Here is a 24,980-nt window from a genome sequence, read left to right on the forward strand (position 1 = left end):
CTTCTTTGATATTCTGCCAGAGTCTCTACTTTAACGTGGATCTATTTTTAGGGAGGAGATCACAGCAGCTATTTTTTTACCTAATAAAATAGCCTCATCACTATATTTATTATCATTACCAAATTGAGCACCCAAATAAACACAGACAGTTTTCATATGGTTCCAGTGAATTACAAATATGCTGTCATAGTAGAGTAATTTAAGATTGAAAAGCAAACCTAGTCTTTTTTTCAGTAAATATAATATACTAACGATACTGACAACGTTAGTGATATGAGCATAGTCGTCCCCATCCGAATTTGTTGAACTTCTGATCTGGAAAAACTAAAACTCAAAATTTTTAGACTCTGAATCACCAATTCAAATATTCTTGACGAAACAAAATTAACGATTGGATAGAGAAAAAAGGTAAACATAACTGAAATTGGAGTTACTCCGTCTCGAATATATTCATAAGCTAACTGAGATATAAAATTATCTTGAATAGGATGGTGGATATACTTTGAATAGTAAAAAATAGACATGCAGCCTAAAGCTAAAATACAATAAAGCCAGATCATAGTGACAAAATAATATGTCCAGTTGGACAAAAATACTCTCTCGTTAATCTGTTCCCCAAGTGATTGTTTTTTTGTATTAAGAATATTAATTTCTGAACTAATTTTTAGTAGATGTTCACTAGATTTTTCTCCAGTCCATATTTTGTCTAGCCACTTTGCAAATACGACACTAACTAATGCGACGAAAATTTGTTGAAGCATTTCTAACATAAACGATCCGTGTTTTATTAATTCTAATTTTTCGAAAGTACCTAAGTACACCCAGAAGTACACCTAGCAAAATTTTTGATTTGAATGGGGTTTGATACTGATTATGCAACCTACTGATTTCAAAAGGGATTTGATGGTCGGGACGGAAGGATTTGAACCTTCGACCACTAGCACCCCATGCTAGTACGCTACCAGGCTGCGCTACGCCCCGAGATAGCGAATAATACTCTGATCTCTTGGAAATGACAAGATCACTTTTGGAGTTGCTGGGTAAATTCGTAGGCTTGTTTTTGCAGGTTGTTTCCGCTGCAGATGGGGCTGGCCCATTTGTCCGGGCAGGGGCGGTCTCTGGCTATGGACCACATGGATAAGCTTCCGATGTTTTTGCTTATTGCAAATTCGCGGAGTTTTTTGGCATTTTCGAGGGTGAATTGTTCTGAGTTGATGTCGTTCACGCCAATCATGGGGGTTATTTCAATCATGGACCAGAGCTCGGATTCGGTCTTTTTGGGGTAGAGTATTCGCAATTCATCTCGGAGAGAATTTGCGGATTCAATTGCATAATCGCCCATATCGCCGGTGTAGGCTGGGCCATAATCCATTGCCATGATATTGACGTTAAACACCAGATCGGTTGCTTTTGCCATTTCAATCAGTTCTTTTCCCTGACTAGTTAGCCCTTCTGGCAAGATGGGCAGTGTAAAACTGATGGTAATCTCAGGATTTTGCTGCTGAAAAATCTGTAGAGCCTGAATCAGGGTAGGCACATCCGCTGTATTGTTTTCCACATCAAAATCGAGGGCTTTTGCATTATAAATCTCCCTGACTTTACTTAAAATTAATTTCAGCTGCTCAACATTACAGTTCATGGATAAATCAGTGCCGGAGGCGCCGCCAAATGAAACAGTAACCTCAACATTGTTCTTCATTAATTTGTCAGTTAGATGCTGACCCCACTTATCGGAAACCAGATAAGCGGCATGGCCGCCCCAGGCTGGCTGGCAGTGTCCTGAATCGGTGATGAATGCCAGGCGAAATGATTCTAAATTCTGCTCTTTTGCAATCTTGCTTAAATCCATCGGCTCTATCGATTGATAGGACGGATCCCAATAGGTATTGATAGTCATATCGGCATAAGGGCTAAACGGCGGTTTTGCCGTAGCTTCCAATGGATGCGCGAAAACGCTTGTCGGAAAAAATGTACTGATTAATAAGAAGCTTGTTAATTTATTAATCATTGTTGAACCTTTTATTATCCCTAGCTAAAGGATAGTCCATTATTTGTCCATATGATTACATGTTGTTATTCAGATTATTGGTTTCTTCAAATTGCTCTGCGGTTTCATCAATACCGGCATCGACGCCGGTGGTGTAATAACCAGGAACCCCGTTGCCCAACATATTGACCATGCCATCGCCCACACAGGACTGTTGCATGAGTTCATTAGTACCAATTTTCAGGGATTCTTTTACGGACTCAGGAGTTAAAAGTTGCAGAGGATTCAGGCAAGTATCAGGCTTTTCACCCAGTTTTATATCTTTTGCCTTTTTCTTGGCAAGAGACTTATCATCATCCTTATCGTCTTTTGACTTGCTGGTATATTCTCTAGTAAGAATAGGACGCGTTTTTAGAATGCCCATGGGTCTTCGCCTGTACAATTACTTATTTAATTATACAATATAATAGCTGATTTGGTCTACAGGAATACAATTTACTCGGAATTTTATATAAAGAGACAGGAGACTATTATGGATGTCGCGGACAAAGCCTGAGAGATGGTCACAAAATTTGAACAGAACACATTGATTTATAATTAATGTTAAACCCCTACGTACCGCGCTTTATGCCGGAGGAATCCCCTCATTTTTTCGTTCAAAAAAACGTAGCTTATCAGGTCAAAATGACTTTAATAGTGTCGTTTCCGCGTGGCATTGTTGCGTGGATAAAGATAAGTGTACAACAAACTGTCTTTGCGAGCGTTAGCGAAGCAATCCAGATCAATCTTTGACCAGAGTTATGGGCTGGATTGCTTCGCTACGCTCGCAAAGACGAACTTATGCTCACCTGTTTTCATTTGCGCAACAACTCCACGCGGGAACGACACGATAATAGACCTGTTTGAGCAATTGTTAAGTCATCCGCTGACTATATAAAAAAGAAGGGGAGCCCTCAGGCTTTATGCGCGGTATACAGGCAATGCGTTTGATTGGCAAAAGCATTTTAAAACTCACTTCCTTTTTATGGATACCCCGCATAAAGCCTGAGGGCTCCCCTCATAAATAAGGATATTAAAAAGTGGCAGTGCATGAAGATATATGATCAAATAGTTTTGCGAACAATTTTGATTAGGATATCTCATGCACATAAAGCGATTTTTACACAATTTGCTATCAAGTACTATCCATGGAAAACGATTTAATACGCTTAATTTATTTATCAATGCCTTACTCAGGGAAAAAAAGCTGTCGTTAACTCAGTTGGGGCGAGCATTAAAAAATAAGGCTCAAGAAAAGAATAATATTAAACGCTGTGATCGTTTTTTAGGGAATAAAAACCTGCATGGAGAGCGATTCTCGATATACCAAAAAACAGCCCATAGGTTAATTGGAACAAATAGTCGTCCTATTATCCTGGTAGATTGGAGCCATGTTCCTAATACAACGCATTATTTGCTTAGAGCCTCATTAGTCGCTAAAGGCCGTGCGTTATCAGTCTATGAAGAGGTATTTCCTCGCCAATATGAAAATAGTGACAAAGCGCATCACTTATTTTTACAGAATTTAAAGCAAGTTCTGCCTGAGACAAGTCTCCCGATATTAGTTACGGATGCTGGTTTTTATAATTCATGGTTTCGGTTGGTGTTAAAACAAGGTTGGGACTATGTTGGCCGTATTCGGGGTAATATATGTTATCGATTGGATACCCATACTTACTGGGAATATTATTGTGATTCAAAGGAAAAGGCGACCGAACAAGGGCAATCTCTGGGGTGGGGCATTGTCTCTAAAACAGACCCAATAGAAACATTTCTTTATTTAATAAAGCTATCCGGAAAAAAACGTACACGTTTTAATAAGTACAAAAAGAAAGCGCAAAGCAAGAAAGACAAGGTGTATTCAAAATCAGCCAATGAACCTTGGCTTTTAGCAAGTTCATTAAACAATACAGAAACATCGTTTAACCCTTTTTCAATCTATTTCAAACGCATGCAAATAGAGCAGAATTTTCGAGATTTAAAGTCATCTCAATATGGCTTTAGCTTTGAACATGCTTACTCAAAATCAATAGAGCGAATTCAAGTGTTACTAATGATTGCTATGTTGGCTACTTTAATTGCTTATTTAACCGGCTTCGTTGCTGAAAACAAGCGATGGCATCTCTCTTTTCAAGCCAACACATCCCAAAAAAAACGAGTGCTTTCTTTGTTCTATCTCGGCTGTCGAATCATACAAAGGAAATTTAAATATAGAATTGATTATGATAAAGCCGTCGAGGCCCTGCAAATAGAGATACTCGTTGCAGGGAGAGAATTATGAGGGGATCCCTCAGGCATAAAGCGGGGTACGTAGGATGTTACGGGGTAGGTAGGATCTTACGAGGTTCGTAGGATCTTACGAGGTTCGTAGGATCTTACGGGGTTCGTAGGATCTTACGAGGTTCGTAGGATCTTACGAGGTTCGTAGGATCTTACGGGGTTCGTAGGATCTTACGAGGTTCGTAGGATCTTACGAGGTTCGTAGGATCTTACGAGGTTCGTAGGATCTTACGAGGTTCGTAGGATCTTACGAGGTTCGTAGGATCTTACGGGGTTCGTAGGATCTTACGGGGTTCGTAGGATCTTACGGGGTTCGTAGGATCTTACGGGGTTCGTAGGCTCTTACGGGGTTCGTAGGATCTTACGAGGTTCGTAGGATCTTACGGGGTTCGTAGGCTCTTATGGGTACGTAGCCTCTTATAGGATGGTTCAATTTTGTGAACCATCTCTCCGGGACAAAGCCGCAGCAGGGAGCGGTATCAGCCAAAGGCATTAATGCCAGTAATATGGCGCCCAAGAACCAGAGTATGCACGTTATCTGTTCCCTCGTAGGTAAAAACGGACTCCAGATTGAGCATGTGACGAATCACGGGATATTCAAGGCTGATACCATTAGCACCTAAAAGATTACGACAGGAACGGGCGATTTTTATCGCTTCCCGGCAAGCATTGCCTTTGGCGAGAGAAATCATCACCGGTGTTTCGCGATATTGATCTTTCAAGCGGCCAATTTGCAAATTTAGACATTGGGCTTTAATGATCTCGGTATACATATCTGCCAGGTCTTTTTGTACCAATTGAAATGAAGCCAATGGTTTGGCAAATTGTTTACGTTCAAGCAGATAATCCCTGGTCGCATCGAAGCAGGCCATAGCAGCCCCCATTGCTCCCCAGGCGATTCCGTATCGCGCCTGGCTTAAACAGCTTAATGGAGCGCCCAGACCTTTATTGCTGCCCGGCAGATAATTTTCATCCGGTACAAAAACGTCTTCAAATACCAGCTCGCCTGTCAAAGAAGCGCGCAACGACATTTTATGTTTCACTTCCGGTGCTGAAAAGCCCTTGGATTTTGAATCAACGATAAAACCGCGGATCCCTTCTTCGGTTTTAGCCCAGACAATAGCAATGTCGGCAATAGGCGCATTGGTAATCCACATTTTAGAACCATTCAAACGCCAGCCGCCCTCTACTTTTTTAGCATAGGTACGCATACTGGCAGGATCAGATCCTGAGTCTGGCTCAGTCAGTCCAAAGCAGCCAATGATTTCCCCTCTGGCCATACCCGGTAGATAACGCAGCCTTTGTTCTTCTGAACCATAGCGAAAAATAGGATACATACATAAAGAACTTTGGACAGAAACAAAGCTTCGTAAACCGCTATCCCCTTTTTCAAGCTCCTGACATACCAAACCATAGGAAACATAGGAGGCCTCTGCCCCGCCGTATTCTGCAGGCAAGGTTAAACCGAGTAAGCCCAATTCCGCTGATTGCTTAATGAGTTGACGAGGAAATTCGCCGTGCTCAAAGGCTTCGGCCATTAAGGGTATTACATCATGGTTTACAAAACGGGCGACACTGTCCCGAATCATTCGTTCATCATCTTGTAATTGTTCTTCAAGAAACAGCAAGTCGTCCACTTTCTTTCTCCCTTTTCACTGAATTCAAATCAAGAACTGCTTCAACAATTGATTCTTTGCTGGGCAATAGGTATTGCCATGCAGTTCCTAACGGGATGAAGCAATCTTCACCCGTAATGCGTTTTATTTTCAAACGAGATGAGGCTTCTTCCGCAAGCAATGTGGTTAATCCTTCGCTAATGGAAGCACTGCGCCGTCCCTCATCGACTATCAGAACACGCTTTGCCTTTGCTACTTCGCGTAAAATGGCTTGTGCAGGCAGAGGGCTTAACCAGCGTAAATCGACGATCTTCACTTTGATCTGGTATTGATCGCGTAAAATTTTTGCGGCTTGCCGTGATAAGTAGTAGCCATTGGCATAGCTAAGAATCACTGTATCTCCCTCACCGAAGACGCCAACCTCTCCGGCCGCAATGGTTTCATGGGCAGGCGGATACTCAAACAGCCAGCCATTATCCCCATTTTCATGCAGATCTTTAGTCATATACAGAGCGATAGGCTCAAGGAACACCACCACCCGGCCTTCTTCATGGGCCAGTTTTATGCAAGTTCTTAGCATTTTAGCGGCATCGGGTCCATTTGAAGGACAGGCAACAATGACTCCTGGTAAATCCCGAAGCACAGCAATCGAATTGTCATTATGAAAATGACCGCCAAAACCTTTCTGATAAGCTAAACCGGCAATACGTATGACCATCGGATTACAATATTGACCATTAGAAAAGAACGACAAAGTCGATGCTTCTCCGCGCAACTGATCCTCGGCGTTATGCAAATAGGCTAAAAACTGGATTTCCGGAACAGGAATAAAGCCATTATGTGACAGGCCAATCGCTGTTCCAAGAATTGTTGTTTCATCCAGAATGGAGTCAAACACGCGCCGCTGACCAAATCTTGTCTGCAAATCAGCAGTGACCCGGTATACACCGCCCTTTTTACCCACGTCCTCGCCAAAAATCAGCATATTAGGGTATTGAGCCATGAGGTCGGTTAAAGCGAAATTAATATTCTGGCAAAGATTGCGTTTTAGGCTTAGCTGGTTATAAGCACTGCCAAAAGCTTTGATACGTGCAGCTTCGTCTGGTACGGGATAAAGAGTGGCTGATGTGGGTTTAGGAATAATCGAGGACATGACTTCAGCGGCGCTGCTCATGCGCGGCAAACGTACAGCCTCCATTGCCTTCGCCTCAATCAGCGACTTGTTATCCAGATATAACTCAGCCATCGACTCTAAACTCATCCAGTCCTGTTCATGTAATATTCTTGCCGTATGAAGCAAGGGATCATTGGCTTCTATTCGTTCAATCTCCGCCTGGCTGTGGTATTGCGATTCAATATCAGAACCTGCATGGCCTAAAAGGCGTACACATTTCATATGTAGAAAAACCGGCTGCTTTTTCTGCCTTGCTATTTGCTGCGCCTCCTGCGCTTTCAGAAAGGTATCCGCTATGTTCAGTCCATCGCAACTCAGATAATGAATTGCAGGACGGTTCTTTATGGAGGATTCAATCCAATGATTAGGCGTGGGCACGGAAATACCAATTCCATTATCTTCACAAATGAAGACTAAGGGCAGCGGATAACCCTGGCTGGCAATCCAGGAACAGGCATTTAAGGTGGTTTGTGAAGAGGCGTGATTGGTAGACGCGTCTCCGAATGAGCAAAGGACAATGGAGTCAGCAGGAAGCTTTGATTTGATACCCAACTCTCTGGCACGAGTGATGGAAATTGCCGCTCCCAAGGCTTTGGGTAAATGAGAAGCAATGGTTGAGGTTTGCGGGGGAATGGATAAAGGCACGCTGCCAAACACCTTATGCCGGCCTCCGGCAATCGGCTCTTCTGCAGCAGCTACCAGAGAGAGCAGGATATCGCGAACCCCATCACAGCCTGCGACCTGCTTAGCACGCTGAAGATAAAATCCTCCGCTTCTGTAATGAAGAAATGCCATATCAGCAGGGCGAAAGACTTGTCCGAAAACGGCATTGCCTTCATGGCCGCTGCTGCCAATCGTATAAAAAGACAAGCCTTTTTCTTTCAGTTGACGGGCGATTAAATCAAGAAGACGCGATTTAATCTGAGAATCAAATAACTCAATGGCGAGCTTCTTATCAAGTCCTGCCTGCCCAGGTTGCGTATTACTTAAAGCAGCCGGAAAATCGGCAGCTTTTATTTTTTTCAGGAACTGCTCATCCACTACACTTGCTCTATCCAGCATCATCACACCCTGTCAATTAGTTCCAATCCTTTCATGAACCATCAGGCGATGCTCATGAAAATCTGCGTATAAGCTACGTGAAAAAAGCGTTAATAGCCAGATCTTGCGTTATAAAAAAGTGTATACTTTACAAGAATCGCCGTAGGTGTAGAGTGTGAGTGCCTGCGGCCCTAAGGAAAGAACAAGATGGCCACGGAATTGGTTATTGCCCAAAACCTGCGTTTAAATCCTGTTTCCAGCGAACCTCGTCCTGGCAGAAGTCAGGAGCTTTATATCGGGCAGCTCTTAAGAGCAGTCGTCAACTTTCAAAATGCGAATGAAGTCAGCATCAATATTAATGGTCAGAATATCAATGCCAAAACCTCTCACCATTTTACACCGGGCGAGTTACTGGAGATTAAAGTCGCTAAAACAGGTGAATCCACTGTTTTGCAGGTCATTAAAGACCCTGTTCCCTTAAACACTTTAAATCAGGCCTTATTGCATTATTTGCCGCGACAGCTGCCTGCTACCCAGTTAATGCCTTTACTAAGTCTTTTGCAGAATCAGGAAAATCTCCCTGAATCGCTGAGATCGCAAGTGCAGCAGTTGCTGCAAAGTATCGTTCCCTTAAACGAACTGCCGCAGAAATTTCAACAGGCCTTGGTTCACAGCGGTTATTTTCTGGAAGCGTCACTGCTTAATTTTAATAAACAATCCCAACTGGGGAGTGATTTTAAAGGCCAATGCCTGCAATTGCTGGCAGCCATTCAGAAAGATTTTCCGAATAGCGGCAGCGTTATCACAGTGGCAAGTGATCGCTCCGTTCAAAAAGAAAATCTGCCTCTGCCCGGCGTTTTACCACAACCCTATGCCAGGCCTTCTCCGATTGCCGATTTAGCCATTGATGAATTGCTTCCGCTGGTGCGCGATCACCTGGAACATGTGCTGGCACGCATTACGGCGGGCCAACTCACTCACTTACTCCACACAAACCCCTTTCCTTACAGTGTAATGGTTGATCTGCCCGTCAATACTAGTGAGCAAGCCGATATTATCCCGCTTTTAATTAAAGAAGAACCTGAACAGAATGCCCAGGAAAGCAACTGGTCTATTCGCTTTGCAGTCAATTTGGAGCATTTAGGTGCAATACAAGCTAAATTAACTCTGCAAGGAGATGCTTTGGATGTCCAGTTAAACAGTGAAATCGCCTCTACACTTGAGATATTGCAGGAAAATGCAGAGGACTTCAGTGAATTATTGAAAGAAGCAGGATTGAATTTACGCAGTTGGCATTTGCGCCAGGGGCTTGAAGACAATCAGCTGGATACAGCCAATCTCAAATTATTGGATATTAAAGTATGATTAAAAAGAACCGACAAGCAGTTGCTCTGCATTATGACGGAAAAAAAGCACCACGTGTAACCGCCAAGGGCGAGGGGGAAATTGCCGAACGCATTATTCAAGTGGCAAAACAGCATGGCATTCCTCTCCAGGAAAATAAGGAATTAACCGCCTTGCTTGCACAGGTGCAACTGGATAGTGAAATACCGCCGAAGCTCTATGTCGCTGTCGCCCAGCTATTGGCATTTCTTTATTTTCTAAATGGCAAAACACCTAAAGACTATCATTCCTGATGAAGTCAAAGACCCCTTTTCAGGATTTAGCCTGATAGAATTCTTCAATCGTGCAGTGTACCGATCCAAAGGCATAATGCAAACTGCTGTACGGGACTTCAATAATATCCATGCTGTTTTCAGTCAAACTTAAAATAGCATCTCTGGTCTTTTCACTGAGTGAAAAAAAGTGATCATAAACAGCAAACTCACTCTCTCTTTCTGTTGCACCAGAGCTGCCATTCACGAACATTTTAAAACGAAAGTCAGCATTACTTTTAAGAATAAGCCCATTGGCTCCATAGGCAATCGCCTCAGGAGTGCTTAACAGAATAATTTTCTCAGGATGGTAGAGCTTACGCAGATAAGCACGATGGTAATCACTGATTGTTTGTGTGTGTTTTATCAGTAAAGGCAAACCTTGTTTATTTCTCAGTAAACGCGCTTGGCGGTCTCTGATGTATTCACCTTCGTAAAGCAATAGCACATCATTGGGCAAAGGGGTCAGGCAGCAGTCCAAATGAAAAAATTCTTTGCGTAATAATTGGATGGGAATGACCTGTTCATCTATTATCTGGCTTATTACGGCATAGGCTTTCTTTTCAGTCCTTTGGCCATAGCCTAAAAAATACAAAGCACGATCGGGCGCTTTAAGAAAATCCCCTCCCTCGAAATAAATCCCCTGCTCATCTGACTGCGAAAGCGGTTGAATCCTGGCACCCAGCTTCCTGGCTTGTTTTATAGGCGTCTTTTCCTCACCCTGCCTTGCATCTTTTCTGAAATAACCCGGGATAAAAAATAGTTCTTCCTTGCTGGTATAATAATGACCTGTATCGGTCAGGAAGACCTGATAAGGATAATAATAGGTTTTATTATTCTCAATATAAGTGTCTTCATCAACTGCAAATACTTCAATGCCCTGAGCCTCTATTTGCTGCTTTAAATGACACATTTCTTCATATACTAATCCCGCTCTTAGTCTTCTTATTTTTTCGTCAAAGCTGATGTCTTCTTTTCCAAACTCTTCCTCGCTCTTGTAGCCAAATTTATTGGTTAACCGGATAAGCGCGGCATTGGGAGTTTCAGAAAAAGGAAAATCATCAATAGGCATAATTTGTTACATTTTGTGTATAAATATTATTATTTTAGTACAAACCAATGCTTTCCATGCTTTTGTGCTGATACATTTATGTGCAGTAACTTATCAGTAATTGGCAAAGATTAAACAAGTAAACTACAATTAAATCAATAATAAAGACAAGAGGTCAATCATGCGATGGATAGTCCTGCTTCCTGCAATTTTTTTTCTGGCAGCCTGCTGCAACACGAATCGAGAAGTCATTGAATACCGTCAGGTCCTTGCCACACCGCCTTGCTATACCTCCGCATTTGTGGACGAGGAGCCCGTGGACGTTACTACAACAACGGTGCAATATTTTTAGGGAGGTTTTATGATTCGACACACATCAAGCCCACAGCCGCAGGCAGTAGAGAGAAAGGACAAAGCGGTCAATAAGGAACCGCCTTCCAATTTGCAGGGAACAAAGCCTGATAAGTTACCCAAAGAAAAACGTTTTAACCGATAGAAGCAGCGTTTCGGATACTCCTCTCACAGGTTGAGTCTTTGCCCGAATCAAGGAAGTGTCGGGCGAAGCGCCCGACCTACGCTGTTGAGTCGCTTATTATAGTAGATGAAGCTCCTGATCTCTGGCTGCAGTGTAACTGGCAAAATCATTGCTAAACTCTTCCACCATAACTTTTGCCAGTTTGTGTGCCTGCATTGACGAGGCATTTTTTTGCACCAGGCGATCAACATAGCCGCTTTCAGCGATATTGGTATTGAAATCAAAAAAGCCCAGCTTTCCATCCGGGTTATCCGTTTTTTCCAATTTGGAAGGCCCCCCCTGATCAGCATGGCTATGATAACAGGCGCCGCCATAGAGTATTGAGCAGTTGTAGGCGACATCCAGTTTTTTCTGTATTTCTTTCATCGGAACCGCTTCATTCACATAAGCTTCCAGGCTGGCAAGCAATTCTTTCTTTGGTTTACTGGAATACTCAGCAGGCTCTGCCATACTCCATAATAATGCCACACGCCCGGCTACCGCCTGATATCGTTCATTCGCACTTTTACATCCCGCCATTGAAGTCGGCTCGATAAAAATAGACAGTGATTGCATCAGCATGCCGAACTGCTCATTACGATAATCGCCATTAGCCAGCGCTTTAAGGAGAACCTGCGCTACCAGGGCGTGGAGATCATTACCGGAGGGCTGGATTACTGCATTTTTCCATTCCCCTCGCATCATTTCAAAATAACCAAGACTCTCTTTCCCAGACAAAGAATCCTTATAAAACGGGCACCCTGCCATCTCTGTATTTAGATAATTGAAATAATTGCTTTGTAAGCGTTCATGAGCCCTTGCCAAACTTTCACTGAGTGAGGGCGGCAAATGGGTACGGTAATGGATCAAACTTGACACCATCGCCATTTGAGTCATTAATGTGGCCTCTCTGGTCACATCATCGAACGCAGCGGGATCGAGTTGAAGGGTATGCTGATTAACCGGAATATTCTGCACATAGACGAGCGAGTCGAGCCTGGATGCATTTAATTGTTCCTTATTATATAAATGCGCTCCCTGCAGAATTAATCTGGCACTTTCCCGCTGCTGATTGGCTCCCGGGCCGTTATCACTAATGCGTCTGTACAAAGAAGTCAACAAATTATAAACAACGGGCCTGCGGTAGCCAGGGTTTTTATTTTGTAATCGAGCTACATCAACAGCCAGCTTATCAGCCACATCACGAATTGCATCGGTCTCACCCAGCACTGCTATCGAGGGCACGCGTGCGTCTACAGCCTGATGTTTGAAAGCTGCAACAGTATCTTCCTGTGGATTATAGCGGTTGCGTGCAATCGCTCGGAATGCCTGACGGTTAGCTCCTTTCTGTTTATTGTGCGCTGTCTCTTCTGTTGCGCTAACCCGCATCACCAGTTGATTGCTGGCATCTGTATGTAAATAGTCCAAAGCCGAACCGGTGGTACTGGTAAAATGGTCTTTCTTTAACTCTTTTATGGCCGTCTGATAGTCGTCCAAATTATCGGCATGACTTAACTTCTCCCGCATAGCGTCACGCAATAACTCTCGCACTTCAGAGGACAATTTCTTTCTTGTGCCATCCAGCTCTTTATTCAGATCAGCCACCACCAGTGCGCCCTTTCTGGCAATACTATCCCTTAGAGCTGCATGATAGCGAAGCATAACCGTTTTATTGATTTGTTCAAACAATTGCTGCTTTTCTTCAGTTGAGAATAGAGACTCATTGGCGTTTAATAAATTTTTCTGAATAAGCAGACGCTCAATAGCCCTTAAAGCAAGAGAAGCATGCATGGTCATTTCTTCCTGAAGCGGAATAATGCTTCCCTGCTCTCCCTTCTCAAATAACTCTTCAAGATGTGAAGTGATGCTTTTTTCCTCAAGCAAAGATTTATAGGATTCATGGATAATCACGGAGGGATTCACGGCTTGACCTGCGGATGCCTCAACATAGGCTAGAAACTGTCTGCGCAGACGTGGATGAAAGCTGACATCGAGATTACAGAAAGTGGTTTCTGTAATGCGTTCAACCCCCATCGCTGCGGCCAGTTTTTCGAGGCTGCCATTGGTATCATTGCCTTCGGTGATTTGGCCGATGATTTCATCCATATCTTCCTGAGTGAGACGGACTTCCAGCAGCACATGCCCTTGTGTATCAAAAACAGGATGATCCTGTCTCTCAGCAATTGCTATTCCTTTCTTGATTAAAAATTGCTGATAAATGACCTCGGCGCGCTGGCTGTTTTTCCCAAGATTATATTGGCCGAGATTAGCCATTGTTTTGTAAACACTCAATTCACTTTCAACAGTGCGGCCTAGCAAAGAGCTGCGGGCTTTAAGTGGATCCATCAGAGATTGTTCAATATGATTGTTGATTACCGTGTTCAGTTTGTCCTCTTTATCTAAAACTAATGGCAATTCACCCTCGGTAACCATCCGTTGTTGCTCAGCAGGAGAAAGGCTTTCTCCCAGGCTAGCGATGCTAAATAATTGGCTCATTAAGCCCGCTGCCCGTGAGCGGGTGGGACCTGACCATTTGGCAAATAACCTGGGTAAATCAGCTGATGCCAGGATGTCCTGAAGCATTTCCACGCTGATTTCCTTTTCATTCCTGATTCGGGAGGCCAGTTCGGAAAAAACATGGCTTTTATAATCGTCCGGGTTTAGTTGCAAATAGGTTCGAATGGCTAACAAGGCCTTTCTTGCCTGAGCGGAGTGGACAAATGAAGCCGCTTTCTCCCCCTGACGGATTTTAATATGATCGCGCAAACTGATAAGAACAGAGTCCGAGCCGCTTTGTTCCTGCGAGCCTTTTTCTCCAGACAAAAAGCTTGAAATTTCGTCTAGCCCATGAGCAGCTATTACCGGATCAACCTTTTTCAAATAATCAGTCAAACTGGCTTCTAAGGCTGTCGTTTCTTCAAAACTTAGCGCATTGAGTACATCTTTTTGCGCAGACTGGTTCAATGAGAGGAAGAATCTTGGCCTAGCTTTAGTCAAAGCAGTCAGGATAGGAACATCGGTCTGAACCAGCGAAATAAGTAATTGCTGATTACGCTCTGCATGCTCTTCGTCTCGCTCATCAAGCAAAGGGAGTATTTCTCTTGTTAAGGATTCAGTGAACTCCAGCTCTCTTTCTTCGCCTTGATATTGTTTATATAGCTTATTGATTAAAACAGTCAGAAATCGGGGAGCACGCTTCATCACAGTCAGGAAACTATCGCCTAAGCGGACAGTGCCATCATCCAATCCATTTTTTAATCCAGTTTCCAGTATTTCTGTATTGACCAACTCAGGAACTCTAAGCTTCAAATCGCTTAAAAGCTGGCGCTGTAACCAAACCTGGCGGGAAAGTCGAAATGGTGATTTTAGCCATGCATCATAAGGATGCTGGCAAATCCGATTAAAGTTAGTATCAGTAAGACCCTCTGCGACAAGCACTGCGAGGGAGAGGTCGCGAATTGGAATACCAAGATAATAGACATAAATATCCGATATTATCTGAGCGGCTTTACTGGAAATGGAAGGCTTCCCACGTGAACGTTTATAAAAAAGCGCATCCCGTTCCTCTTTAGACAATTCAGAAATTTTTCTACTCAGGGATTCTGCGGACAATTTGCCGTTCTCAAGTTGCTCAAGAACATCGGAAAAAAATCCTTTCTTAATTCTGTTATACGCTGCAACATCATCTTTGCTATCGATGTATTTTTTAATATTCTCAGCTAAAGACATTAGCTACTCCAAAAAAGCTGGTTCTACTCAAATTATAGAATTTCACTTAAGGAAATATTATTATTTAGACAGCATGCGTCTAATTTACACTTTTGTTACATTTATTTTTAACCCGCTTAGGAATCATCATGCGCCGTTTTAAAGGATTACTCTTTTTTTTAATTCAAGTTCCATGTTTCGCCCTACCCTCTGATTTTGTGTATTTGCATGATACAGCTCCTGATATTATTGAGGATCTTCGTTATGCCGATTCCCATAACTTTACGGGAAAAGTGGTGCCAGGTTATTTGAGCGGCCGCTGTATTCTCACTCGGCAAGCGGCGAATCATCTGGCAAAAATAGAAGCGCAGGCGAAACACTTGGGTTATACGCTAAAAGTATATGATTGCTATCGGCCTACCAAAGCAGTTAAAGCTTTTTACAACTGGAGCCAAAATATAAAAGAGGATAGTGAGAAGCCTTATTACTATCCCAGAGTGGACAAGTCCGAGCTTTTTGAGAAAGGTTATATCGCGCTTTCTTCAGGCCACAGTCGAGGCAGTACCGTTGATTTAACCCTGGTGGCTCTGTCATCACGTAACAAAAGAACCTCGCGACCCGACACCGCTTGTTTCGGAAAGTCGCGCAATTATCAGGATGATAACAGTATTAATACCGGAACACGTTTTGATTGTCTCGATCCCAGCGCCCATGTGTTTTATAAAGAGCTTAGCGCTGAGCAGAAGAAAAATCGTTTATTACTTAGAACACTGATGATCAAGGGCGGGTTTAAACCCTATGCCAAAGAATGGTGGCATTTTACTTTAAAAGATGAACCCTTTCCCAAGACTTATTTTAATTTTTCTGTTAAATGAAATATTCGAGTAGTCATTTCCGCGCAGTGTTGTTGAGAGAATAGAACTAAGCAACTAAAGTGTGTCTTTGCGAACGAAGTGAAGCAATCCAGATCAGAAGTTTGAACAAAGCAAGAAGCTGGATTGCTTCGCTAACGCTCGCAAAGACAGTTTTTTGCGCACCCATCTTCATTTACGCAACAAGCGGGTAGGGGCCGAGCAATTAAAGCTCAGCCTGCCCCACATCCTCAGCTAACCGCTTCTCTAATCATCCATACCCGTTGTGAATCACCAGGCAGGCTGGCCGTATCCATCCATAACAGGTTTCCTCCTATGGATGTCTTTGAAGATACGGCAATTGCAAAGGGATATTTTTTCTTTAAAGCCAGTAAGGCATTCAATACTCTGCCGGGATCAGCCTGGGTGTCCTTCAGCAATAGTTCATTGCCACGATAAATTACAGTCACCGCCTGCCCATTCACAGCCTGTTTAACCACTGTCTCCAGACGACGCCAGCGAGCTTGCTTGCCGCGTTGCTGTTCCGCCTGAGTCGGGTTCATCTGATACTTGATTCTATTTTTTGAAGCAAACATCCGTGACCAGGAATTATTTCCAGGCTTTTGCTGTAAAAAATAGGTACATAAAGCGTCAATCAGATAGCGGTACTTTCCAGAAATGGAAGGACTGGTGCCCGGACGGTTATTAATATACATTGCAAAAGCCAGTGTATGTCCGTTAGCGGTGTATAGATAGCCCGACAAACTCACAATTCCGGTCATGGTGCCCGTTTTCGCCCGCACCATATCCTGCTGCTCAGGCCGTTTAAACCGGCGTTGCAATGTGCCATCACGTCCGGACACAGGCAGCGCGGCAATATATTCATAAGCAAGAGGGAAGCGTTCATATAGAAAACGAAGCAGATTGACGGTTTGACCGGCCGTTAACAAATCATTACGCGATAAGCCCGAACCATCGGTTAGAATTGCTTGCTGCAAGGAAATACCGGTTTGATCCTGTAAGAATTTTTTAACAGTCTGCTGTGCTTCAGGCCAATTTTGCGGGGAACCATGTAATTTATGCGCCGCATGCAGAAACAAACTGTCCGCATAGAGATTATCCGAAGGTTTCAATGTATCAGCCATAAGTTGTGCAATGGGCTTGGAAGAATCTGTAGCCAGTAACATCGCGCCGCTTGGTGTACCACCAAGAAGGACATTGCCATCAAGAATGATATTCTCTTTAGATAATTGCTGACGAACCAGACCTTTCGCATAGGCTAGAGGGTTGCGAATCGCCATTTTTTGCTGGATTGCCCATTGGCCGACACCAATGCAACCTCTCACGTTTAAATGATTTTCCTGATCCATCACAAAGGAAACTCCGCAACGCGCTGACTTTTCTTTGGTTTTTACTTCATTGTTAACTATAATACTTCCGCTATCATCATCCACTTCGACAACAGCCGGATCTCCTGGTCTTCCGCCAGGATTGACGGTTGCTACCATGCGATTGGCATCGATCATGGTTGGTCCCAAGGGAGCGCCATAGCTATAGGCTAAGTCGCTCGTCATCCAGCCAGGAGCGTAAGGATTGACTACCGCATGGCTGCTATCAATAATCACATTGCCCTGAATATGGTTAATATGCCAGTTTTTTAATACGGCGAGTAAATTGGCCAGACGCTCACGGCTAAACGAAGGATCTCCTGACAACTTCAGATACAGAGAACCTTTGAGAACCCCGTTCTGTAACTGGGAAGCATTTGTACTTAAGGTATTGATGAACCGGTAATCCGGACCAAGCACCATCAGAGCCGCCGCATCGGAAAATAGCTTCATATTACTGGCTGGCACAAAAGGCTGATCCTGATTTCGGCGGTAAAGGATTGTTCCAGTGTTTAAATCAATAACTTCTATGCCGATATTAGTTGCCGGATCGACCTGATTAATCAGCCGGTCAGCCCCGCCTTTGATGGTGGCATGGCAGGGATCCGTAATTATCAGGCTAAGCAATGCGCACGACAAGATCCTTTTCATCGATGAGGTTCCTTAGTGATGTGATTATAAAATCAGAAAAATGTTGCTAATCATACCGCAAGCCCATGCGGTCAAGAAGACCTGCAAGCGTATCATTATTGAAAAATTTTACCTTTAACCAACCGCCCTTCCCTTTCTCGCTGATTATTTCGACAGGCGCCCCCACCTGTTCCGATAGTTTCATCTCAAGCTGTAAGACATCACGATCTTTAAATGAGGCTGAAACGTCTTCCTGCTGTGTTTTAAATTTTTTTATTTCCTGCTCGCTCTGTCTGACCGACCAGTCCTGCTCGATCATTTGGCTGGCCAAAAGCAACTGCTGAGCGGGCGGCAAGCCCACCAGTAAACGAGCATGGCCAAAGCTCAACTGCCCCTCTCGAAGCAACAATTGCACTTCTGAACTTAAACCAAGCAGCCGCATAATATTGGTGACATGACTACGAGACTTTCCAACCAAAATGGCGATTTCCTCCTGGCGAAAATGGAACTCATCGCACAAACGACGATAGCCGCTGGCTTCTTCAATCAGATTAAGTTCCTGGCGTTGGATATTTTCGATCAACGTCAGGGCAGCAGCCTGTTGATCCGAGTATTGGCCAATCATGCAGGGTATTTGGGTCAAACCTGCCATTCTGGCTGCTCGCCAGCGTCGCTCTCCGGCAATAATTTCATAACAGTTACTGGCTATTTCCCGGACCACCAGCGGTTCAATCAATCCCTGGGCAGCAATCGATTGCGCAAGCTCGGCCAATAAGTGCTCATCAAAATCAAGGCGCGGCTGATAACGTCCTCTTTGCAGACAATCAATAGGTAAAAGACGATAGACAGTGTCCTGAGACAGCACTGTACTAGTTTTTATCATACAGATACCATCCCAGATAAAAAATCATATGTGCAAATATCGTAATCAGCAGACCATACTGCCAGAAAATGTAACCAAAAATCAGCGCTTGCCAAAGCGACAGCAATAGCATGATATAGACGAACTGGCGGGTGGCACGGCATCCGGCGGCCAGATAAGCGGGAAGCTGACTTATTGAAAAAAATAAACCGCTGATGACAATGGAAGTCCAGACCATCGCATCGCTCTTCTGGCCAGAAAATAATATGGCGAAATAAAGAATGACATTCAATAATCCCCAGCGGGCGAGAATCTCATCAACCACACCGCCATAAAGTATACAACCATCAAGACCAATTTTCTGGCGAAACGTTTTTAAAGCAAGTAATGTAGGCGGTTCAAGTACCCTGGCAGCGAGACCATAATAAAGCAGAAGAAAACCCACGAGGCCAACAAAGGTCAAAATGCCAGTTGCCAATAAGGCATCCTGAATGTGCCGCCAGATTTCTTTGCCGCTTAATAAGGCTGACAAAAGCGGATCGCCTAATCCTGTTTTAGTGGATAATACAGTCCCTGCCACTGTCATTAACAGCACCATAATCAGGGTTTGAATAACAACGAGACGGCTCATTTTTTTCTGCACCGTTGGACTATTATTCGGTAACAACACCGCAATCAAACGAGGCAAGGTAATGAAAATCCCGGGGAGGGCCAGAATAAATAAAAACAGAATCATCGGCCAATACATTTTTTTTTAATCCTTACGCAAAACGCTATAAAAAAATCCATCACAATTTTCCTGACCTGGTAAAATCTGCCAGCCGTATTCATTGGCATTTCCCCAGAGTGGATTTATCGGTAAAACCCGGCATTCGGACTGCTCTTTTATAAACGCTTTGATTTGATCTTCATTTTCGCGCTTTAATATGGAACAGGTCCCGTAGACTAGTAATCCTTCTTTTTTTAGCAAGGGCCAGACTGCATGCAGCAACTGCTTTTGCAAGCTAACGACAGGGACAATATCCTGCTCCTGCCTGATAATTTTGATATCAGGATGCCGGCGAATAACACCTGTAGCCGAACAAGGAGCATCGAGCAGAATGCGGTCAAACAATTGTCCGTCCCACCAATCCTCTGGCCTCAGGACATTTCCCTGCAACACCGTCGCTTTAAGTTGTAATCGTGCCAGATTTTCTTGCACACGCTGCAAACGTCTCTGCTCGACATCCACAGCGACACATTCCTGTAAATCGACTTGGGATTCAAGAATATAGCTGGTTTTCCCTCCTGGAGCGCAGCAGGCATCCAGCACCCGCAGACCCGACTCAAGCGCCAATAATTTAACGGCTGCTTGCGCGGAACCGTCCTGAACCGAAAAATAACCCTCGGCATAACCGGGTAACTCGCGCACATCCACTGCGGTATCAATTTGTATGCCATGCGGCAAATGAGTCGTTACGACCGCTTCAATACCTGCCTGCTCAAGTTGCGCTAAATAAGCATCGCGGGATATTTTGAGCTGGTTCGTACGTAAGTAGAGGGGGGGGTGCTGATCATTGGCAGTTAATATATTCTGATAAGTATTGGGCCAATCTTTTTTTAACGCCTTGATGAACCATTGCGGATGATTACTGGAATAGGCCGGGTTATTTTCCAGTGACGCCAGAATCACCTCTTTTTCGCGGCAAAAACGCCGCAATACCGCATTAATCAAGCCTTTTGCCCAACTCTTTTTGAGTCGATCGAGCAAGGCAACTGTTTCCTGAACAGTCGCATACTCCGGCTTATTCAGATATTGTAACTGGAATAATCCCATGAGGATCAATAACCAGATTTCTGGTGCATCCGGCTTTTTATTCAGTAGCTGCCTGGCAATCAGCTCCAATCGATAATGATAACGGCAAACGCCAAAACAAATCGCCTTGGTCAAGGGGCTTATATCGACGGATTGCAGCGACTGATTCAATGAAACCTTATTTTCAAACAGATCAATCAGAATCTTCAGTGCCTGCAGACGTTCATTTGGTTTCATTTAATACCTGACCAATCAAACTGTGGTATTTGCCGGCATTCATCCATTCCGTTATCGAAAGAGGTTTTCCTCCCGCAAATTGTAACTGCTGTACCGATAAAACACCTCTGCCTGTAGCTATGCAAAGCCCTTCTTTGCTTACCGATAAAACGGTACCGGGTGCTGCATTACTCAATTCTGTTTCCACTTTGGCCTGATAAATTTTGATCATCTCGCCGTTTGCGGTGCTGGTATAGCTAATTGGCCAGGGATTAAACGCTCTAATCTGCCTCTCGATCACATCGGCATCCAGCTGCCAATCGATAAGGGCCTGCTCTTTTTGTATCTTGCCTGCATAGGTTACGCCTTCGGCGCTCTGTGCTTCAGGATTAATCATGTCCTGTGCCAATAAATTCAATGTTTCCAGCAAGGGGGCTATTGAAAGCAATGAAAGTTTGTCGTGTAGGCTACCTGCCGTATCCTGAGCGTCAATAGCGCAATCTACCGACATCAGTTTTGCACCCGTATCCATGCCGGCATCCATCTGCATAATGGTTACTCCCGTTCTGGGATCACCATGCAGAATGGCTTGCTGAATTGGAGAGGCTCCACGCCAGCGCGGCAAGAGCGATGCATGCACATTGATACAACCAAGACGAGGTATTGCCAAAACCCGAGCTGGCAAAATTAAACCATAGGCAATCACCACCATCACATCAGGCTTTAATGCGGCAAGCTCAGCAACTGCGGACTCCGATTTAAAATTAAGCGGCTGATAAACCGGATACTGATTCTCCAGGGCCCAGGTTTTAACCGCAGAAGCCTGTAATTTACGTCCACGGCCGGCCGGGCGATCCGGCTGGGAATAGACTGCAAGCAAGCGATGCCCCGAGCGAGCCAAAGCATCGAGACAGGGAACGCCAAACTCAGGGGTGCCTGCGAAAACAATCGATAAAGAAGACGTCATGATTTACGGGCTTGCATACGTTTAAATTTATCCAGCTTTCTTCTGGCCATAGTGCGTTTCAAAGGCGACAGCAAATCAACAAATAATTTACCATTTAAATGGTCGATCTCATGCTGAAAACACTCTCCCAACACCCCTTCACCACTCATTTCATAGGGCTTGCCGTAGCGATCCAGAGCTCGAATGGTTACCTTCTCCGCTCGAATCACCGTATCATAAACACTGGGAACCGAAAGACAGCCTTCCTGATACTCCACTTTTCCTTCAGAAGCGATGATTTCCGGATTGATTAACACCAGTTGCTTCGTCTTATCCCCTTCTATATCAATTACAGAAAGCCTTAAGCTGATACCAATCTGGGGAGCGGCAAGTCCAACGCCATTAACGCTGTACATGGTTTCAAACATATCATCAATCAGCTGCTGCAATTCTTCGGTTATTTCCTGAACCGGCTCCGCCACCAGCCGCAGACGAGGATCCGGTAAATAAATAATTTTACGTATGGCCATGAAAACTCGTGAAAAAAATAGTTGATGGATAATATTATCGCGAATACAATGTTCGACTGCAAGATACTCCAACTAAGCTCTGCTTATAAATGTGATCAATGTACAGGTTTCAGGGACAGAAAAATGCGGCATTTATTTGTCATAACAGGTTTGCTCATCTCATTCGCCACGCAGGCAGTTTCCATTCTGGAGGATTCTCCCCGCCGTTATGTTGTGCAACCCGGCGACACCCTTTGGAGTATCGCCTGTAAGTATCTTGCCAATCCATGGGAGTGGAAAACCCTCTGGCATGCCAACCCTCGAATAAAAAATCCTAATCGCTTATACCCTGGCGCTATCATTGAGCTGCGCTATGCGCATAACCAGCCCTATCTTAAGGTGCTATCGAATGGCACCATTAAATTATCTCCCAATATTCGCCCGCGCCCCCTTGAAGAAGCGATTCCTCCTATTCCGCTCATGGTTATCAAACCCTTTCTGAACTCCTCCTTGGTCATGGATGAAGATCGCCTGAGAAAAGCGCCCTACATTGTAGCCTTTATGGGCGAGCATATGCTGGGCGGACAGGGGGATGAGGTCTATGTCAAAAATCTTCATCCGGATTGTAAAATGCCGCGCGGAGCGACTATTTCCTATGCCGTATATCGTCCCAATTGTCCTTATATGGAGCCCGAAACCAATCGTTTACTAGGCTACAAGGCAACACTGGTAGGCTATGCAGAATTAGTACGCGGCGGCGAACCTGCCACCATCCTGCTGACTGAAATTACCGAGGGAGTGCGCTTAAAAGACCGGGTAATGCTAAATGATTTTCCCGAATTTAATTTATATTTTGAACCTAAGACCCCCAATAGCCCCGTGTGCGGCTCTATTATCGATTTGCCCGGCGATTACACCCAGGGGGCGGTGGGATTAGTTGCTGTCATTGATCGCGGTCAGGATGCAGGCCTTGAGCCGGGTGATGTACTTGGCATATATTCTGAACGGAAACTGGTGGCAGACCCTTTGGATACCGCCAATCCCATTCTGCTTCCACGCGAGCGGGTCGGGGAAGTAATGATTTTCAGAACGTTCTCAAAGACCAGTTTTGGATTGGTTGTGCGCTCAATTCGCGCCATTCATCTTGGCGATAAGGTGACCAATCCATGAGTAACAAACGCTTTTTCCTTTTGCTAAACCGCATTGAAGGTATTGGTCCACGCACCGTACAGCGCCTGTTGAATCGATGGCCCAGTCTGGAGGCACTTTTTTCCTTGTCTAAAGAGGAAAAGATGGCTTCTGGCTTACCCCCCCTGCTTGCCACCGCCTTGAGTTCTGCTGACATAACAATGATTGATGCGGATTTAAACTGGGAACAGCAAAGCTCAAATCATCACCTGGTGACCTGGGAGGATGAAAACTATCCTGCCTTGTTAAAAGAAATTCACGACCCGCCGCTGGTACTTTACGGCATAGGAAACTGGGCTTGTTTAAAATATAAGACTTTGGCGATGGTGGGAACTCGTAAGCCTTCCGTTAATGGAGATGAAATCGCATATCGCTTTGCTTTTGAACTGGCCGGGAAAGAAATTACCATCGTCAGCGGAGGGGCATTGGGCGTCGACGCGAAGGCCCATCAGGGCTGTATTGATGCCAAGGGGCAAACAATAGCGGTCATGGGAACCGGCATTGATGTGGTTTATCCTGCCCGTCATCGCTCGCTTGTAAAAAAAATTATCGACAATGGCTTGATTTTGAGTGAATTTCCTTTGGGGAAACCACCGAGCGCTGGACATTTCCCTCGCAGAAATCGTATAATAAGTGGTTTATCTATTGCCACATTGGTTGTTGAGGCAGCAATTAAGAGCGGCTCACTGATTACAGCCAGGTTAGCACTTGAGCAAAACCGTGATGTACTTGCCATACCCGGTTCTATACATAATCCACAAGCGCGGGGCTGCCACTATCTTTTACAACAGGGAGCCAGACTGGTGACCTCAGCTGCCGATATTCTGGATACGCTTGGATGTGATAATTGGTCTAACAATGCAGGTGGTTCTGCACAATCCCTTGCAACACATAATAAAAACCTAGTAAAGTGCATTGGTTTTGAAATCACTACCGTTGATCAGATCTGTAATCGCAGCGGTATTCAAATCGATGAAGTGGCCTGTGGCTTGGCTGAACTTGAATTACAGGGCATTGTCAAAGCAGTACCCGGCGGCTACATGAGGTGTTATTAATGAAAGACAGCTTGTTTGAAATGCTAATGAATTTATTTGAGAAAAGTCTTTCCCAACTAAAAGATGGAAGTTCATCTGATTTAGGACTCGAAGCAGATGGCGAAGAAAGCGTTCAGGATAAAAACTCTTTCTTTGTTCGAGCAGCGCGTGATTCCTCTATCAGGGTGTTTACCTATGAAGAGCAAATGAAATTCACCAAGGCAAGTTATCAGTTTTTAATGAAGTTAATGCTATTGGGAATCATTGCTTCCGAGACAATGGAGCAGATTATTAATCAGCTTCTTTTTTCAGAGTCTCGTTTTGTAACGCTTCAGGAAACAAAGTGGACTATTCGCAATTGTCTGGCTGAGAGCTTAAATACAGTGCAACTCGCTTTTCTTGATCTTGTGCTATATCAAAAGGAAGATGAATTGCCTCTGCATTAATGATCCTTAATAAAAAATAAGCTAATCTCCTTCAGGCAAGGCCTGAATAA

At 44.2% G+C, this 24,980-nt stretch carries 22 protein-coding genes and 1 tRNA gene; 9 read left to right on the forward strand and 14 right to left on the reverse strand.

What is annotated here, in order from left to right; genetic code table 11:
• Positions 1–30: 30 nt before the first annotated feature.
• The 4 genes from DYH61_RS15915 to DYH61_RS12810 all read right to left on the reverse strand — a co-directional run bounded on the left by DYH61_RS15915 (position 31) and on the right by DYH61_RS12810 (position 2,411).
• Positions 31–156 (reverse strand): hypothetical protein, encoded by a 126-nt coding sequence (locus tag DYH61_RS15915; protein ID WP_256595713.1) that lies wholly within the window; start codon positions 154–156, stop codon positions 31–33.
• Between the two features lie 748 nt (positions 157–904).
• Positions 905–981: transfer RNA gene (locus DYH61_RS12800), tRNA-Pro, on the reverse strand.
• Between the two features lie 40 nt (positions 982–1,021).
• Positions 1,022–2,008: a chitinase gene (locus tag DYH61_RS12805; RefSeq protein ID WP_058507894.1), complete on the reverse strand. Its 987-nt coding sequence runs from the start codon at positions 2,006–2,008 to the stop codon at positions 1,022–1,024.
• 55 nt (positions 2,009–2,063) lie between these two features.
• On the reverse strand, positions 2,064–2,411 hold the full coding sequence (locus DYH61_RS12810; protein ID WP_058507895.1) for a hypothetical protein: 348 nt from the start codon (positions 2,409–2,411) through the stop codon (positions 2,064–2,066).
• Between the two features lie 717 nt (positions 2,412–3,128).
• On the opposite strand from DYH61_RS12810, the gene DYH61_RS12820 reads away from it, so the two are divergent.
• Positions 3,129–4,307, forward strand: a complete 1,179-nt coding sequence (locus tag DYH61_RS12820) for an IS4 family transposase (protein ID WP_115343300.1) — start codon at positions 3,129–3,131, stop codon at positions 4,305–4,307.
• Positions 4,308–4,785: 478 nt separating this feature from the next.
• Here the strand turns inward: DYH61_RS12820 and DYH61_RS12825 are convergent, their stop codons facing one another.
• Both DYH61_RS12825 and DYH61_RS12830 read right to left on the reverse strand, forming a co-directional pair.
• Entirely contained in the window at positions 4,786–5,943 is a 1,158-nt protein-coding gene (locus tag DYH61_RS12825; RefSeq protein ID WP_058506256.1) for an acyl-CoA dehydrogenase family protein, read from the reverse strand.
• Positions 5,921–8,158 (reverse strand): thiamine pyrophosphate-dependent enzyme, encoded by a 2,238-nt coding sequence (locus DYH61_RS12830; protein WP_058506300.1) that lies wholly within the window; start codon positions 8,156–8,158, stop codon positions 5,921–5,923. The genes DYH61_RS12825 and DYH61_RS12830 overlap by 23 nt, the downstream gene beginning before the upstream one ends.
• A gap of 186 nt (positions 8,159–8,344) precedes the next feature.
• Between DYH61_RS12830 and fliK the strand changes: the two genes are divergently transcribed.
• Together fliK and DYH61_RS12840 are read left to right on the forward strand one after the other, a co-directional pair.
• Positions 8,345–9,502 (forward strand): flagellar hook-length control protein FliK, encoded by a 1,158-nt coding sequence (gene fliK / locus DYH61_RS12835; protein ID WP_058506257.1) that lies wholly within the window; start codon positions 8,345–8,347, stop codon positions 9,500–9,502.
• Positions 9,499–9,774, forward strand: coding sequence for an EscU/YscU/HrcU family type III secretion system export apparatus switch protein (locus DYH61_RS12840; protein WP_058506258.1), 276 nt, complete (start codon positions 9,499–9,501; stop codon positions 9,772–9,774). The genes fliK and DYH61_RS12840 overlap by 4 nt, the downstream gene beginning before the upstream one ends.
• A 19-nt stretch (positions 9,775–9,793) precedes the next feature.
• On the opposite strand, the gene DYH61_RS12845 is transcribed toward DYH61_RS12840, so the two are convergent.
• The gene (locus DYH61_RS12845; protein WP_058506259.1) at positions 9,794–10,864 is read right to left on the reverse strand and encodes an arginine deiminase family protein; all 1,071 of its coding nucleotides are present in this window, start codon (positions 10,862–10,864) and stop codon (positions 9,794–9,796) included.
• A gap of 160 nt (positions 10,865–11,024) precedes the next feature.
• On the opposite strand from DYH61_RS12845, the gene DYH61_RS15710 reads away from it, so the two are divergent.
• Positions 11,025–11,195, forward strand: coding sequence for a hypothetical protein (locus DYH61_RS15710; protein WP_157072281.1), 171 nt, complete (start codon positions 11,025–11,027; stop codon positions 11,193–11,195).
• A gap of 9 nt (positions 11,196–11,204) precedes the next feature.
• A complete protein-coding gene (locus tag DYH61_RS15920; protein WP_256595714.1) occupies positions 11,205–11,339 on the forward strand; it encodes a hypothetical protein in 135 nt (44 codons plus the stop codon).
• Between the two features lie 96 nt (positions 11,340–11,435).
• On the opposite strand, the gene DYH61_RS12850 is transcribed toward DYH61_RS15920, so the two are convergent.
• Positions 11,436–15,086, reverse strand: a complete 3,651-nt coding sequence (locus DYH61_RS12850; protein ID WP_058506260.1) for a hypothetical protein — start codon at positions 15,084–15,086, stop codon at positions 11,436–11,438.
• A 128-nt stretch (positions 15,087–15,214) separates the two neighbouring features.
• Between DYH61_RS12850 and DYH61_RS12855 the strand changes: the two genes are divergently transcribed.
• The gene (locus DYH61_RS12855; protein ID WP_058506261.1) at positions 15,215–15,940 is read left to right on the forward strand and encodes a M15 family metallopeptidase; all 726 of its coding nucleotides are present in this window, start codon (positions 15,215–15,217) and stop codon (positions 15,938–15,940) included.
• A gap of 227 nt (positions 15,941–16,167) precedes the next feature.
• Here DYH61_RS12855 and dacB read toward each other — a convergent pair whose 3' ends face one another.
• From dacB to def, 6 genes are read right to left on the reverse strand one after another with little or no spacing between them, the layout of a single operon-like run.
• Positions 16,168–17,955 (reverse strand): D-alanyl-D-alanine carboxypeptidase/D-alanyl-D-alanine endopeptidase, encoded by a 1,788-nt coding sequence (gene dacB, locus DYH61_RS12860; protein WP_058506262.1) that lies wholly within the window; start codon positions 17,953–17,955, stop codon positions 16,168–16,170.
• A gap of 46 nt (positions 17,956–18,001) precedes the next feature.
• Complete coding sequence (locus DYH61_RS12865) at positions 18,002–18,817, reverse strand: ParB/RepB/Spo0J family partition protein (RefSeq protein WP_058506263.1); 816 nt, start codon at positions 18,815–18,817, stop codon at positions 18,002–18,004.
• Positions 18,804–19,544 (reverse strand): hypothetical protein, encoded by a 741-nt coding sequence (locus DYH61_RS12870; RefSeq protein WP_058506264.1) that lies wholly within the window; start codon positions 19,542–19,544, stop codon positions 18,804–18,806. Before DYH61_RS12870 ends, DYH61_RS12865 begins: the two co-directional genes overlap by 14 nt.
• A 6-nt stretch (positions 19,545–19,550) precedes the next feature.
• Positions 19,551–20,828: a 16S rRNA (cytosine(967)-C(5))-methyltransferase RsmB gene (gene rsmB, locus DYH61_RS12875; RefSeq protein ID WP_058506265.1), complete on the reverse strand. Its 1,278-nt coding sequence runs from the start codon at positions 20,826–20,828 to the stop codon at positions 19,551–19,553.
• Positions 20,815–21,774 carry a methionyl-tRNA formyltransferase gene (fmt, locus tag DYH61_RS12880; protein ID WP_058506266.1) on the reverse strand — a complete coding sequence of 320 codons (960 nt, stop codon included), beginning with the start codon at positions 21,772–21,774 and terminating at the stop codon, positions 20,815–20,817. Before fmt ends, rsmB begins: the two co-directional genes overlap by 14 nt.
• On the reverse strand, positions 21,771–22,283 hold the full coding sequence (gene def, locus DYH61_RS12885; RefSeq protein WP_058506301.1) for a peptide deformylase: 513 nt from the start codon (positions 22,281–22,283) through the stop codon (positions 21,771–21,773). The genes fmt and def overlap by 4 nt, the downstream gene beginning before the upstream one ends.
• Positions 22,284–22,406: 123 nt before the next feature.
• Here def and DYH61_RS12890 point away from each other — a divergent pair, with 123 nt between their 5' ends.
• From DYH61_RS12890 to DYH61_RS12900, 3 genes are read left to right on the forward strand one after another with little or no spacing between them, the layout of a single operon-like run.
• Entirely contained in the window at positions 22,407–23,432 is a 1,026-nt protein-coding gene (locus DYH61_RS12890) for a LysM peptidoglycan-binding domain-containing protein (RefSeq protein ID WP_058506267.1), read from the forward strand.
• Entirely contained in the window at positions 23,429–24,505 is a 1,077-nt protein-coding gene (gene dprA / locus DYH61_RS12895; protein ID WP_058506268.1) for a DNA-processing protein DprA, read from the forward strand. The genes DYH61_RS12890 and dprA overlap by 4 nt, the downstream gene beginning before the upstream one ends.
• Positions 24,505–24,930: a DUF494 family protein gene (locus DYH61_RS12900; protein ID WP_058506269.1), complete on the forward strand. Its 426-nt coding sequence runs from the start codon at positions 24,505–24,507 to the stop codon at positions 24,928–24,930. The genes dprA and DYH61_RS12900 overlap by 1 nt, the downstream gene beginning before the upstream one ends.
• Positions 24,931–24,980: the final 50 nt, after the last annotated feature.

It is taken from the genome of Legionella quinlivanii, assembly GCF_900461555.1.
In the GTDB taxonomy this organism is placed as follows: Bacteria; Pseudomonadota; Gammaproteobacteria; order Legionellales; family Legionellaceae; genus Legionella_C; species Legionella_C quinlivanii.